Raw genomic sequence first — 13736 nt, 5'->3', positions numbered from 1 at the left:
AGTCACAACCATCGAAGTATCTCGTAAACTCCTGACTCGACACGCAGGAGCTACCCAAAGCATTCCTTCTAAGGCGAGGCAACGAAGAGCGTTCGACGCGCTCCACCCGGCAGGTGGCAACCACCGCACCCGTAGGGGCTGTTGAATAGATCGCAACAGGCTGGCCTGGCAGTACACCTGGGCGGGTTCTTCTAAGTTCAGTCGTCTTGCTGCCCGCCAGAATCTTCTCCACGTGAGTTGGATGTATCGAGAGCAACATGAGACCTCGATGACCTAGATCTTGTCTGTCAAACCCCGCCAAGACGCCCCTCCCGCAACAGTTCGCCAGCCAAACCGGCAATCATCCGTGTCGACGAGACTAGCTGAACGTTCTGACCGTGCTGGTGGCCAAGACGCTTCAGTCTGGACAGTGTCACCGGGTAGGGGAAGATCTCCGTGTCCGTGACGTGCAGCGCACGGACTCGTTGTCGCGATCCGGCAGTCGCACGAACCTGGCTGCGGGTGTACACCCCGAGCCGCTGAAATCTCCTATAGAGAACATCTGGTTCTCCATCAACAACATCGACCAATCCGCTACACGCGATGATCTGCTGATGCCCGTAGCCACTTACGTACCAGAGGGTACGTCCCGGGGCCGACTCCCCAGCACTCCTCGCCTTGTAGTAGACGTGCTCCCGGCTCATTCCGAGAGACGAAGGACGGTTGAAGAGCTGCTCCGGCCATCCGAAGAGGTCAGCCGCGAATTGCGGCTTGATCGGGATGAGCCACGTCGGGAGTGGTGCGTCAGTCAGACGGAAAGGGCGAAGGACATGCTCTGCTCGCATTGCTCCGCTGGGAGTGTGGAACGACTCCTCCTGCACAAGCGAACGAAGAACTAACCGTTCAGCCTCGCCGGCGGCGGCGAGAACCTCTGAGATCGCGTCTACGGCCTCGGTGCGAGGCGCAACCGTTGGAAGCACCAGTCCAAGAAGTTCGGACGAGTTGCCAACGGCATACCCATCAGCAATAAACGCATCTCGCAGAGTTGAATGCAGGTGCGAATCGGTGACCTTGACGAGGCTACAGTTCAGCGACGCTGCGACTTGTCTAACATACTCCGTCATCTGGGCCGCCAAAGAGATCGCAATAGGCGTGCGGCACATTCGAGCGAGTCTAACATTAATGGTCGAACCCGAATAGTCCAGTCCAACCAGTGCAATCGGCTCCCCTGTCGGCGATAGGCAAACAACCCGCCGCGACCTGGGTTTTGCTGCAGCCAAGAACTCTGTTTCACGCTCAAAGGCCGCCAGCTTTTCACCTGTCCCCGTGCTCAAGAACCCCCGAAGCATTTGAACACTCCCGGAGTCTATCTCATTCAACTGGTAGTCAGTACGCATGAAAACTACTGGTGCATAAGCTGACTCATTTTCAAGCTCATCCACAAGGGCCACCACGTTTGACGGAGTTGTAAGGAGAACACCGCACTTGTCACCCACGATTTCCGCCAGTTTGTTGAGGGCCGGCCGATCCCTAGTCACGACTACGCGCACTCCCACGGCGGCCGCATGAGCGATGTGCAAGATATCGCTTCGGTCCTGAATCCTCCCCGGCTTCTTGGACAGGGCCGAAACTATTTCACCCTCAAGGCGGCGAATCTCATCCGGCGGGGCAACCAGACGCGAGTACGCTTGTGCCGCCCCGCGCAGGCTTCGTCGCTTCTCAGCGTCGTCTATCCTTTCTATCTCGTTCAATAGTTCCGGGCTCACCAGCACCTCTATACGATCACCGAGAGAATCGAGAACTTCGCGCGTTCGGTCGGAAATTTCGCCATCTGCCCCCGCGTGAATGTCGATAAACACGTTTGTGTCAATTACGATCGATAGCAAGGAGTCGGACGGCCCATTCCACGTCAGCAAATCCGGATGCCCATTATCAAGCCACCACCGAGTCAAAGGAAGCCCTCCTTGACCACGGCCTGGCCTTTCACCAGTTGAAACAAACCCAAGGACTGGCCACATCTTGCTCGCGGGGAAGTCACGACGGCAATTGAGAGCGAGTCCTCTACGTTCGGGGTATCGGTGGCGGAGTTCCTCCACCAACAACCTTGCGATGCCTCGACCACGAAAATCAGGGTGGATCACTAGGTGAGCCACCGCGACTTCCTGCCGCGGCAAGCGAAAAGCGACGTACCCGGCGAGCTTGCCCTGCCCATTGGGTCCCCGAGGGTTAGGATCAACCGCAACAAGAATCTGACCGCGTTGCGCGTAGTCGGCCCACGCAGCGTGCGGCAGCAGTCCCAAGAACCTCGCTTCCGAGTCCCCAAGTGCCTTCGCCTCTTCAAACAATGGCATTCCCGGACCCGGGCAATCGAAGGCAATCAACTCCGCCACCTCCTTAGGGTTGAGCAACCGCGATTACGAAGCCTCGACTGCGATTTAGATCCTAGTTCACTGGGAGAATGCCAGCGAACTCAAGGACCCACCGGATGGAAGAATGAGCCAATGCCCAAATACGAGATATCCCCCGATCACCTTCGCGAGGCGCAAAAGCATCTCGACGGAATAATCGTGACACTTCCATCGGGCCGCGTACCTGCCGGCCATGCGTTCGACTACGCCCAACACCGAGTGCTCATCGACGTAGCTGGTATCGACGGATGGCTTCGCGCGGAGCGAGGTGACTACGGCAGCGCTGCAATTTTTATCAGCAACGCAGTGAGTCAGGTTGACGAGCTCACTACCAACTCCTTAAGACGACCTCCTCAGACCTTCGCGACAGGAGTGCCCGATCTGCTCTTACCGCTGAGGACTGCACAAGCCTCTCCGACGCTGTTGAGTACGTGACGGACTGGATAGTCGCCGCAGGCGAACCGAAGGCTGGCGACGACGACTACACCCGCGGTCGCCGAGAAGCCTTTGCAGACATCGCCGCGTTGATCGCAGCGCGATTGACGCAGAGGACGACTCCTAAAACCTGGACATCTGGTCGCATCGTCGACTGACCTTTCCCTTACCCCTTCGACCCTTCGCTCGGACTAGGTACCCCAATCGCCGAAATCGGATAAGCAGGGAGACCATCCTGTGCTCTGAAGACTAGGCTTTTGCGACAGTTCAATGAGCAGATGCAAAGACAACGAACTCCCTAGCCGCCCGACTGACCACGACTATCGACTATCCTATGCCGGTACAGCGGCTACCAGACCAGACTTGTTGTACAAAGGCACCTTTCATCCGACGCTGGTTATATTGAAGCTTCCCCTGTCTGTCCCCGTTCTACCGGATCCGGAAGGTAGGCTGGCAAAGTGATCAGAGCAGTTGTATTCGACGTCGGCGAGTGCTTGGTCGACGAGACCCGTGAGTACGGGACATGGGCCGACTGGCTCGGTGTACCCCGCCATACCTTCGTCTCCGTCTTCGGCGCCACCATTGCCTCCGGCAAGGACTATCGCGAGACGTTCCAGGTGTTCAGGCCCGGATTCGACTTAGAGACAGCCCGCCAGGAGCGCGCCGACGCCGGTAAACCTGAATGGTTTGGCGAGGATGATCTATACGCAGATGTACGCCCCGCACTCAGCAAGCTGCGTGAGAGCGGCACCTGGGTCGGCATCGCCGGCAACCAAACTGTCCGCGCGGGCGGCCTGCTGCGCGGCCTTGAGCTGCCGACGGACTTCATCGCCACGTCCGACGATTGGGGCGTCCAGAAGCCGGACGTCGCGTTCTTCGAGCGAGTCATCGACGCCGCGCAGGTCCCAGCCGACCAGATCCTTTACGTCGGCGATCGAATCGACAACGACATCACCCCGGCCAAGAAGGCCGGCCTCAAGACCGCCTACATCCAACGAGGTCCGTGGGGATGGATCCTTCGGGACAACCCAGAGGTCGCTGAGCTCTCCGACTGGCGCATCCACAGCCTCAATGAGCTGCCTGGCATCGTCGCGGCAGAAAACAGCAAATCGAACTAGCCCACAAGCGAGTTGACGGTGGTGTGCCAGTCATAGAGGCGCTCGTCGAGTCTGCGGACTTCAGGTAACGACTCCCACTCCCGCAATGACTGGCGAACAGCTTTGACTCGTTCCATCGCCGTCGCGTACCAGTTTTGACCAAGCTGATCCAGTGCTTGCGCGAGGTACTCGCACGCCCGCTCGGGCGTCTTCTCTATAACCGCCGCGGCCGCGAGGTCGGCCAAGATGATCGACCGTTGCTTCACCGCTTCATCCGGCAGGTCCCCGAGCACGCCTTCGAGCGTCTTACGAGCGTCCCTGCCCTGACCTGCGACCATCTGGGTGTTCCCCTTGAATCCGGCGAGCCGAGTCTCCGAGAACCAGTCGAACCACACCGGTGAAGTCCGGCCGTCTGCGTCTGCGAACTGTTGCTCAGCATGGTGAATGAGGCCCAGCGCCCGACGGGTATCTCCAAACCGAGTCTCGACCTCGGCTTCCACCGCATCAAGCCATGCAACGATCGCCGAATTGGCGTCGCCGCGCCGCGCGAACGCTCGAGCTGCACGAATCCGATCACGAGCCTCCTCAGCTCGACCGCTGTCGCCCGAAAACGCCGGCGCGAACGACATATGTGCGAGCGCGGCCGCTCCGAGGAGTGCGTCGTTCGCTTCGTGCGCGGCCTGGAGTGCGAGTATGAAGCTGCGTTGAGCTACCTCAGGTTTCTGCAGATCGAAGAACTCGAGACGTCCTGCAAGCAGGCTAGATTCGGATACTGCTGACGCAAGAAGCGTTTTGGGGTCACCTACGAGCTGGTCGATCAAGTCGGCACCCAGGTGTGCGTGCTCGGCGACGGCGCGGTGGAGGCGCACCGCCGGCAGAGACCAATACAGGCGCCGATGGGCGACTGTCACCGACATGTAGTCGGCGGCCGCCGATGCTGGCAGCATCGACCCGGAGTGTCCGATCCGCGGATGCGACGATCGCGCCGTCGGATCGAGGGTGCGCTGCGGCGCGTAGCCGGCATCGGCTTCGCCTGACCATGGCGGCGAAAAGCCCAAATCGGTGATGGGCCGTTGGAACACGGCTTCTAGGGCCGCCGCGTGCTCGGGATGCGGCCAGGGCGGGGTTGCCGACTCCCAGCGACGAACCGTCCGCGCTGTCACCGCTATGCGAAGTCCAACGTCGCGCGCTGCAGTCGTCACCGCCTCAGCCAACGCGGCCTGTGACCGCAGACCAAGACTCTGGCGGGCGGCGCGAAGGCGCGCATTACCTGGAGTTGTCATAGCTCGATGGTAGGCGCTTTGCGGACGCGTGTCACCGTCAGCTTCTTCGCTATGTCCTATGCATGTCCTCTTTTACGTCCTTTTCTATGCAGCTACCTGGACAGATGATTCAACCGACGCCGACGAACGGTCCAGATAGCCCAACCCGGCCCGATCGACGACAGCCCGCCAGTCGACGTCACCGCCAGACGACTGCGAGCACTCGACTCGAGTGCAGGACGGGGACAACCGTGAGGAACCAGAGACTTACCGACTATGCGACACCGAGCGTGTGGAGCAAGCGCCGCGGCGATGCGGGCCGAGGACCGGACGATCTCGATAGGCATTTCGAGGAAACCGCACGTGATGGCACCGCGACTGCCGGCCCTTGGGCGACCGCGGGCAATCCCCTCCCCTTCTAGACGCACTGTCGCAAGAGGCACGGCTTCATTCGAAGCTGCACAAGCGCATCGCGGAGTGGGCCTCCCAGTTGACTGCAGACCCCACTCTGCGCGATACCAACTACCGCGACGTCGAGGACGCTCTCAACCATGCGTGCGCTGTCGAACGCGCGGACGCGGCCGCGACGGCGCTGAGCGTAGCCGCCCATCACGCCGAGTCATTGGCGAACTCGCTTCAGTCGGCGCAGGACTATGTCGCCAACCTCTACCATGACGGCGCAGACCACCGGCAAAGTCGCCAGACCCGAAGCGCGTGATCGCCAGTGCTGCATCACGACCGCTGCGCGTGGCGACCTACAGTGCCATCGGCACCACCATCGCTATCGCAGCCGGCGCATTCGTACTCTCGTTCGCGGCGCTCAGCGACCTCGCGGTGCAAGCTGGCCAGCCAGAAGAACTCGCCTGGATCTGGCCGGTGATCGTCGACGGCGCCATCCTCCAGGCGACGATTAGCGTCGTGGCGCTCGCGCCACGCAGTGGCGCACAGCCCGCGCGCCGGTTCTTCTGGGCGGTACTCACAGTCGCCGCCTCGGTGTCCGTAGCGGGAAATGCCCTGCATGCTGCGGTATCCACCGGTCGAACACTGGCGCCACTGATCGGCGCTGCGGTCGCCACCGTTGCACCCGTCAGTTTGCTAGCAGCTACCCACGGCCTTGCGCTCCTCGTCGGCGTACCCAACGCCCCGCCGGACGGCGATGCACTGGAGACCTCAGGAGCAGCCGATACGGCGCCTGTCGCCACCAAACCGGAGACCGTCCCACTGGAAGTCGGCGACACCGCGGACTCCGCGCCACCCGCAAACACCGAAGAAGAGCACGCGCCACCCGATAGCGGCGCCCCGAGCCTCGCGGTGACCTTGAAGAGCGCCGGGTGGTCCAACCGGCGCATCGGTCTCCACCTAGGCGTGCACCACAAGACCGTCGGCCGAATGCTCGCGAAAGCAGCAGAAGCGACCGACACAGATCTCGGGACGCCACAGCTTCCCGACCTACTGCCGGCGGACTCGCCGACCGGCGACACCACCACGGAAGGAAAGCCCCATGCGCATTACCGGTAGCGATCGAGACATGCTCACCGCCAACGAGGTCCGAGACCTCACTGGAGTTCCCGTGTCGACGCTTCACGATTGGGCGGCCAAACGGGAGCGAGGGATTGATGCACCCGGCCCCCATCACCTTCGCCTCAGCGACCGGCACCGGCGGTGGACAAGAGTAGATGTAGTCGAGTGGCTCGAATCCACTCGAGTGTGACCACAGGGAATGAGCTGGAAGGCCGTCGACTGGGCCACCGACGCCCACCTAGGTTCCCCAGTCCTGAAACTGATTCTGATCCTCCTCGCCAACAAGGCTGACGAACAGTTCTCCTGCTTCCCGTCGGTTCGGACCTTGATGGCCGAATCGGGGGCGGGGAGAAGCACCGTCCTCCGTGCGCTGCAAAGGCTTGAAGCAGAGGGCTATGTGACCCGCCGCGCCCAGTTTCACCAGTCCGGTGCCCAGCGCTCGAGCCGCTACTTCTTGAACCATCCCGACGCTCCGCATGTCGATTCTGACCCCAGTCCCGAATTGACACTCCCCCGTCCCGAATCGGGACGGCCCCCATCCCGAAGACATACCGGGCGGGTGTCAGAGCGACACCCCCCGGGAGACCCAAAGCGAGACCCCTTGAACCCATCAACTGAAACCCCATCCGAACCGAGCACGCTGGACGACGCCGAACGAGTCTTCGACGCCTTACCTGCGCCTTGGACGGTCGGTCGGGCCGATCGTCGACATCTTTCGCCCGCAGTCTTTTCCGCTCTTGCTGCGGGTTGGACGGTCGACGAACTCGCGAAGCACCTCGCCCGCAATCCAAACGGCGTGCGCTATCCAGTCCGCGTGCTCGTCACGCGGCTCGCCGATCTCCCCGCGCCGCCGGGAGGACTTGCACCAAACGGGACGGCGCTTCTCCCGTGGTGCGGTGAATGCGAAGACGAGCGGTCGCGCACGATCACAGTCACGCGGACCGACGGATCGGACGCTGCAGCGTTCTGCCCGAGGTGCAGCCATCAAGCAGCCCGAAATCCAACGGGTTCGTCCGACCAATTCACAAGCCCCGCGGCACGAGAGGCAGGCGCGTAGTGCCAATCAATCGCCGCGACACGAAGAACGGCGCTCGCTTCGACGTGCAGTGGCGACTGCCCGACGGATCGAAGCGTAAGAAGACATTTCCCACTGAACGCGAGGCTCGCCGGTTCGAAGCCACGGTCGCCGTCAACAGCGCAGCGGGTGACATCACCGACCCACGTTCGGGAAAAACTCTGCTGTCGTTCGTCTACAAGTCGTGGCTCGCCTCACGGCCCGATCTCAGCGCAAAGGTCCGTCGTGGATACACCGACAATTGGCGTCTGAGAATTGAGCCGCAGTTCGGCGAATGGCCCATCTCCCGAATAGACCACGAATCAATCCAAGCCTGGACCAACGCGATGACCGAATCCGGTCTGGGCCCGCGCTCGGTCCGCTGGACGCACAGCGTCCTGAAGATGACCCTCGATCACGCCATCGATTCCGGGAAGCTCATCGGCAAGAATCCCGCCAACAGAACGAAGTTCCCTCCAATGAAGCACACCACCCACACGTACCTGACCACGTCCGAAGTTAGCCAACTCGCAGCAGAGTGCGGTGTCCAAGGCGACATCGTAATCATCCTGGCGTACACAGGTTTACGGTTCGGCGAACTCACAGGACTCAACGTCGAGGACGTCGATCTCATCGCCCGCCGCATTCGCGTGCGCCGCTCGATCACACAAGTAGGTGGCAGGCTCGTCGAGGGCAACACCAAGTCCAGGGCCGGAAGGCGATCGGTACCGATCCCAGATCGGATCATGCCGCTGCTCAATGCGCGCGTCCACGGCCGTCCACCAGGACAACCGGCCATCCTGTCGCCGAAAGGCTCCCGCCTCTACATCGAGAATTGGAAGCGAGCCGTCGAATGGAAGAAGTCAATCGCTGCCATCTCGCGTCCAACCATGCGCGTTCATGACTTACGTCACACCTACGCTTCACTCGCGCGGATGGCCGGCGGGGATCTGAGGCTGCTGCAGAAGACCATGGGCCATGCGTCCATCACCGTCACCGCGAACACGTACGCGGACCTCTACGACGATGAGCTCGATAGTATTGCTACAGCGCTTGATTCACTCGACCCAGGGTAAGGACGCAGCAGCACTTCGCAGCCGTTAGCCTCAAGATTTCGTCGGAACTTTGCCGAGTCGGTCAACCAAAGCCAGGGAAATCCAGACCTCCGCCTTTGACGATTTCTCCGGCCCCGAGCGCGACTGGCAGGTCCCGATAGTCGGGCCACGTGGTTGTAGAGCCACGGGTAATTAGTCAATCTCGCATTCCACGGGATGATGCCGGTGGGTGCATTGGGCAGCATACTCGGCCGGTGTTCGGTAGCCGAGCGATGAGTGCCGGTGTCGGTGGTTATGGTCGTCTTTGAAGTCTTCGATGACCACGCGTGCCTCGAGCAGGTTGGTCCAGTGGTTGCGGTTCAGGCATTCCTTCCGTAGGCGATTGTTGAACGATTCGATGTGCCCGTTGTTCCACGGCGTGCCCGGAGGGATGTAAGAGATACCTACCTTCTTGTCGCAGAACTGTTGCAGCGCATGGGAAATGAACTCCGGTCCGTTGTCCATTCGCAGCACTTGCGGCGGCCCACCCCACAGCGCGAACGCTTTGCCCAGCTCGACGACCAACCGGTCGCTCGTGATCGATCGCTCGACGATGTTCAGGACCGACAGTCGGGTGTGTTCGTCGATCATCGACGCGATCTTGACCGCTTTGCCGTCGATGGTGGAATCGAACTGAAAGTCCAGTGCCCACACCACCTTCGGTGCATCTGCGTCCACGAATGGAACCGAGGATTGGCCGGCCCGTTTGCGGGGATGGTGGATGCGGACCTGCAGGCCTTCTTCCTTCCAGAGGCGGTGGACTTTCTTCTTGTTCACCTCACGGTGCTCGTCGAAGCGCAACGCCGCCCAGGCCCGCCGGAACCCGTGCAGCGGGTGTTTGGTGGCGTATGTGCGCAACCAGCCACGCAGTTCGGCGTCCGGGTCGGCTGTGGTTTGCGCGATCGGGGTACGACTGTAGGTAGAGCGGGCAAGCCCAACAGCTTTGCACGCCAACCGCTTCGACACGCCCAGTGTTTCCACGAGCATGTCGACGGCGCGGCGTTTGGCAGCTGGGCTCAGAATTTTCCCTTGGCCACCTCACGCAGCGCGTCCTTCTCGAGCTCGGCGTCGGCGAGCAGACGTTTGAGTCGGCTGTTCTGCTCGCGGAGCTCTTTGAGCTCCTTGGCCGCGTCGGTGTCCATACCGCCGTACTGGCGGCGCCAGTTGAACAGCGTTGCCACCGACACCTCGAGTTCGGCAGCGATCTCCTCAGAGGTCTTTCCGGCCGCCTCCAGCTCGTCGCCCTGGCGCAACTTGCGCACGATCTGCTCCGCGGAGTGCCGTTTCCGTCCAGCCATGATGTTCATCGTCCTTCCAACCCCAGGTCGGGGCAACAAAGACTCTAAAACCTCGTGGACTCATCTACCGGGGACACGCCACGACGGCAAGTCCGCTCTCGAGGAAGACCGAACCGAGTCGCGAGTCGCCTCTTAACCGTGGCAGCGTCTTGAGATCGAGGTGTGCCGGTGGGTTAGGCCAGACTCTCCTCACCGTGCCGTCCGACTCGAACGGGTGGACAAGATCGTGCAAGGGGTGGAACACGAGTTGGAAGTTCACAAGGCCGCCGGGGAAGCTCAGCCCTAGCATCCTGGAGTCGCCTCGGCCTCCAGCTCCATCACGTCTATGCGTAGTCCGCAGGTAAACCGGATCGAAGGGCGGGTCGGCACGACCACCTGCCTCCGCAGTGACGGCGACCCAAAGCGAGAGTCCCGGATGAATCTGGCCTTCAGAGAGGCCTCGACAATTTCAAATGGGTAGGGATCCCAAGGTTGGCTTCGGAACCGTTTGGACTCATCGCGAACACTCGCGAGCATCTGATGCTGACTCCCCGGATGGGCCATCAGCGCAACAGTTTTGACCGCCCATTTTGCAACTAAACCCACGTCCCTAGATGACCCGAGGGGTAGACCCTCATCAAGCAGCCGTCTTACAACTGGTTTCGCACCTACTTCGAAGTGACGGTTGAGCGCCGAGTTGCAACTGACGCACACTGGAAGTAGGACAGGCCACGGCGTGGGGCTTGTGAACGGGGTTCCGGCGCGTGTAGTAAATTGGCGCAGACTTTCGCCATGCCACGAACGGCTTGGGCTCCGAGGCCCACCTCTTCAGAAGCCAACGCGGCAAGACATGTTCCACAGTTTGCGCGGGCCATTCACACAAACCGCATTGCTCGACCGCCACAGTTAAGACACTAGACGTCGTGAGCCCGACCCAACTGCCGAGCGCGCTGTCCCTTGCACGAGTCTCGAGAGCATCGGCACACCGCAGAAACTAAGTCGAGGGCGACCGTAGGCAGCACTCGGCGGTCAAGATGCTCGAGAAGCGCAAGCCCACCGTTATCGCGCCAGCGGGCGCCGCGCATTGCCTGACCATAGACTTCGTATAGATCGGCTAACCGACCCCCTGGTTCTGCACGGGAGGAGTACCTGCAATGCACGAGTGTCACGAAGATGTCTCCACGCTCTACCCGGATGCCAACTAGATCTGCAGCTTCACCTGATCGATCGTCATCTATCAGAATGTCAAATGTTTGCGACCGCACGAGATTTCTGACCATGAAGGCCTGGATCGAGTCTTGACGGCGCTCAGGGCCTTGGCGGATGTTCGTACCGCTTGCGGCCCAACCCAATGGCCGCAGCGCGGCGCGGGGGTACGGATCGACGCCCCTCGGCTGAAGCAGCCGGTCGTCTCCTGTAGTCATCCGATCGCCGCTGAAAAAGAGCGTCGGCTTCACGGACGAGCAGTTGACGCACCGCATTTCGCCCAACGTGGAGTTCTTTCGCCCACATTGGCCGTCGATCGCATCGCAGGGACTCCCTCAGCAAGTCAGACTTTCATGTTTTGGTCGGTCGTTCGCGACATACGTTGGCGTCTCTCTGGAGATCGCTCCGCAGAGGGTCCGCTTGGCCTGCTCCGGCAAACATCGTGGATCTGTTGTGCCTGCATCGCCGCGTGCCCTACGAGCTCCCCCGCCGACCGCCCCTGCAATCGCGGAGTAGCCGCACGGCCTGCCGAGAATCGCCCGGCGTCGCGGCAAACGAAGCGAAACGAACCATCCTAGAGTGAGGATCGACCAGCACGGTCACCTTCCCTGTCACAGCGCCTTGGCCGATTCGACGAGAGGCCTTCGACCTTCCGCCCGACGGCGGATACTCATGAGTTTTTGCCCCATAATTGCCCCATGGAACGCGAAAATCCGGCCCCCCACAGAGGACCGGATTGAGTCAGAAAACTCTCTGACCTGGTCAAACTGATGGTGGCCAGAGTCGGGATCGAACCGACGACCTTCCGCTTTTCAGGCGGACGCTCGTACCAACTGAGCTACCTGGCCGGACGGCACCCGAACCGAATGCCAATCGAACTTGGTGTTGCGATCTCCGGCGAACCGGAGATGTAAAGCGACCCTGACGGGACTCGAACCCGCGACCTCCGCCGTGACAGGGCGGCGCGCTAACCAACTGCGCCACAGGGCCTTGCATGCTTGCCAGTGTCATCTGGCTCGCGTACCCCCTACGGGATTCGAACCCGCGCTACCGCCTTGAAAGGGCGGCGTCCTAGGCCGCTAGACGAAGGGGGCCGGTGTTCTCCGTAAGGGAGCTGAATCAGCTTAGGACACGGGCCCAGAGAATCCCAAATCAGCAGGTCAGCCCGCATTATTTGAACAGTTTGCCACCCCGGGTCGACGACGCACCGCATCGATCACCACGCCCGTGTTCAAACACGTGCGTCGTGATCGAACGCGTGCGGCAGCACACCGACCGACCGCGTGCCCCGACTACACGACCCCGCGCCGCCGTCTTGTAAACTTCGTTGCGCCCTCAAATGGGCACGCCCCTTTAGCTCAGTTGGTAGAGCTACGGACTTTTAATCCGCAGGTCCTCGGTTCGAGCCCGAGAGGGGGCACCACCCTTGTGAACCCGACATTTGCTGCACGAAAGACAGTTTGTTTCGCAGACAAAACGGCGCCCCGGATGCGATTGTCATCCCGGTCGCCGAGCAGTGTGCGCATCGGCGATCAGCCCATGTCGAACATCGCCGAAAGGATCTTCATGTCGTCTTCTGAACTCGCCCTCACCGCACTGCTGGCATTCATCGGCCCCATCTTGGCGCTCTACGCCAACGGCAGCTGACACCGACGCGCGTGCCCGGGTGTCCACGCACCACCCGGGCGCGCATCGTCGTCGGGACCCGCTCATCTGCGCTTGCGATGCGCGCACTCACCCGGGCACAGTTCTGCGACGCGTTCGTGCAGCCCCGAGATCGCCCAAGCGCGCTGGGCCTGCCCCTGATGGATCAACAGTCGTCCGCCCATGCCGTCGGTGAGAGCGACCAGTCCGTAAGAAGCTTCATCGACATCGACCCCGGGCCGGACCTCGCCGCACTCTTTACCGTTTGTCAGCCCGGTCGCGACGCGCTCGTGTAATTGTTCGTGCGCCGAACGCAGCGCTCCCCGTAGAGACTCATCCTCGAGCGCCAGACCGGCGAATGCATGTGCGACGTACACCTCGTCACGGCGCCGAGTCCCGATCGGCAAGAGCTGGCTCAAACCGTCCATCAACATCTCCTCGATGCGCGCCCCTCGCTTTTCCGCCCGCGCTATCTCGGCGTCGATCCGTGCCAGCACATCGGCGCGCACCTGGGCGAACGCGTCGATCAGGAGTTCTTCCTTCGACCCGTAGTAGTGCTGCACAAGACCCACCGACACACCCGCCGCCTCTGCAGTCCGAGCCATGGTCACCCGCCCGATGCCCGCGGTGGTCGTAACGGTGCGCACCCCACCCAGGATCTGTGCGCGCCGCTCATCGTGATTCGCCGTTCGTGCCATACCTCGACCCTAAGCCCCCTTGCGTTCGAAAACAATATGGATATATTGACCTTGCAATATG

At 61.4% G+C, this 13736-nt stretch carries 11 protein-coding genes and 4 tRNA genes; 8 read left to right on the top strand and 7 right to left on the bottom strand.

Going from position 1 to position 13736, the window contains the following annotated elements; genetic code table 11:
* Positions 1 to 287 precede the first annotated feature (287 nt).
* Complete coding sequence (locus tag MVA47_RS09065) at positions 288 to 2330, bottom strand: GNAT family N-acetyltransferase (protein ID WP_374474364.1); 2043 nt, start codon at positions 2328 to 2330, stop codon at positions 288 to 290.
* 488 nt (positions 2331 to 2818) lie between these two features.
* On the opposite strand from MVA47_RS09065, the gene MVA47_RS09060 reads away from it, so the two are divergent.
* Positions 2819 to 2980: a hypothetical protein gene (locus MVA47_RS09060; RefSeq protein ID WP_247207556.1), complete on the top strand. Its 162-nt coding sequence runs from the start codon at positions 2819 to 2821 to the stop codon at positions 2978 to 2980.
* Between the two features lie 300 nt (positions 2981 to 3280).
* Entirely contained in the window at positions 3281 to 3940 is a 660-nt protein-coding gene (locus MVA47_RS09055) for an HAD family hydrolase (protein ID WP_308280519.1), read from the top strand.
* Here MVA47_RS09055 and MVA47_RS09050 read toward each other — a convergent pair.
* A complete protein-coding gene (locus MVA47_RS09050) occupies positions 3937 to 5202 on the bottom strand; it encodes a helix-turn-helix transcriptional regulator (protein ID WP_247207554.1) in 1266 nt (421 codons plus the stop codon). The genes MVA47_RS09055 and MVA47_RS09050 overlap by 4 nt on opposite strands.
* 469 nt (positions 5203 to 5671) lie before the next feature.
* Here MVA47_RS09050 and MVA47_RS09045 point away from each other — a divergent pair, with 469 nt between their 5' ends.
* The 4 genes from MVA47_RS09045 to MVA47_RS09030 all read left to right on the top strand — a co-directional run bounded on the left by MVA47_RS09045 (position 5672) and on the right by MVA47_RS09030 (position 8832).
* Entirely contained in the window at positions 5672 to 5899 is a 228-nt protein-coding gene (locus MVA47_RS09045) for a hypothetical protein (RefSeq protein WP_247207553.1), read from the top strand.
* 29 nt (positions 5900 to 5928) lie between these two features.
* Positions 5929 to 6699, top strand: coding sequence for a DUF2637 domain-containing protein (locus MVA47_RS09040; RefSeq protein ID WP_247207552.1), 771 nt, complete (start codon positions 5929 to 5931; stop codon positions 6697 to 6699).
* A 202-nt stretch (positions 6700 to 6901) separates the two neighbouring features.
* Positions 6902 to 7759, top strand: a complete 858-nt coding sequence (locus MVA47_RS09035; RefSeq protein ID WP_247207551.1) for a helix-turn-helix domain-containing protein — start codon at positions 6902 to 6904, stop codon at positions 7757 to 7759.
* The gene (locus MVA47_RS09030) at positions 7759 to 8832 is read left to right on the top strand and encodes a site-specific integrase (RefSeq protein WP_247207550.1); all 1074 of its coding nucleotides are present in this window, start codon (positions 7759 to 7761) and stop codon (positions 8830 to 8832) included. The genes MVA47_RS09035 and MVA47_RS09030 overlap by 1 nt, the downstream gene beginning before the upstream one ends.
* Positions 8833 to 9003: 171 nt before the next feature.
* Here the strand turns inward: MVA47_RS09030 and MVA47_RS09025 are convergent.
* From MVA47_RS09025 to MVA47_RS09010, 4 genes are all read right to left on the bottom strand, one after another.
* Positions 9004 to 10148, bottom strand: a protein-coding gene (locus MVA47_RS09025) for an IS3 family transposase (RefSeq protein WP_247207003.1) whose coding sequence is annotated in 2 segments (ribosomal slippage) — positions 9004 to 9881 and positions 9881 to 10148 — 1146 coding nt in all. Because the reading frame shifts where the segments join, the coding sequence is not laid out codon by codon here.
* A gap of 1956 nt (positions 10149 to 12104) precedes the next feature.
* Positions 12105 to 12181, bottom strand: a tRNA-Phe gene (locus MVA47_RS09020).
* A gap of 68 nt (positions 12182 to 12249) precedes the next feature.
* Positions 12250 to 12323 (bottom strand) — tRNA-Asp (locus MVA47_RS09015).
* Between the two features lie 31 nt (positions 12324 to 12354).
* Positions 12355 to 12427: transfer RNA gene (locus MVA47_RS09010), tRNA-Glu, on the bottom strand.
* Positions 12428 to 12680: 253 nt separating this feature from the next.
* Here MVA47_RS09010 and MVA47_RS09005 point away from each other — a divergent pair.
* Positions 12681 to 12756: transfer RNA gene (locus MVA47_RS09005), tRNA-Lys, on the top strand.
* Positions 12757 to 12821: 65 nt separating this feature from the next.
* Positions 12822 to 12980 carry a hypothetical protein gene (locus MVA47_RS09000; RefSeq protein WP_247207549.1) on the top strand — a complete coding sequence of 53 codons (159 nt, stop codon included), beginning with the start codon at positions 12822 to 12824 and terminating at the stop codon, positions 12978 to 12980.
* Between the two features lie 62 nt (positions 12981 to 13042).
* Here the strand turns inward: MVA47_RS09000 and MVA47_RS08995 are convergent, their stop codons facing one another.
* On the bottom strand, positions 13043 to 13675 hold the full coding sequence (locus MVA47_RS08995) for a TetR/AcrR family transcriptional regulator (protein ID WP_247207548.1): 633 nt from the start codon (positions 13673 to 13675) through the stop codon (positions 13043 to 13045).
* Positions 13676 to 13736 lie beyond the last annotated feature (61 nt).

Source organism: Williamsia sp. DF01-3 (genome assembly GCF_023051145.1).
GTDB lineage: Bacteria > Actinomycetota > Actinomycetes > Mycobacteriales > Mycobacteriaceae > Williamsia.
Note: the sequence above shows the minus strand (reverse complement) of the source record. Positions and strands in the feature narration are given on the sequence as shown.

Excerpts from the sequence above, each read along its gene's own strand:
- MVA47_RS09065 (WP_374474364.1), bottom strand. The coding sequence starts at position 2,330 with ATGCCATTGTTTGAAGAGGCGAAGGCACTTGGGGACTCGGAAGCGAGG.
- MVA47_RS09050 (WP_247207554.1), bottom strand. The coding sequence starts at position 5,202 with ATGACAACTCCAGGTAATGCGCGCCTTCGCGCCGCCCGCCAGAGTCTT.
- MVA47_RS09035 (WP_247207551.1), top strand. The coding sequence starts at position 6,902 with ATGAGCTGGAAGGCCGTCGACTGGGCCACCGACGCCCACCTAGGTTCC.
- MVA47_RS09000 (WP_247207549.1), top strand. The coding sequence starts at position 12,822 with ATGCGATTGTCATCCCGGTCGCCGAGCAGTGTGCGCATCGGCGATCAG.
- MVA47_RS08995 (WP_247207548.1), bottom strand. The coding sequence starts at position 13,675 with ATGGCACGAACGGCGAATCACGATGAGCGGCGCGCACAGATCCTGGGT.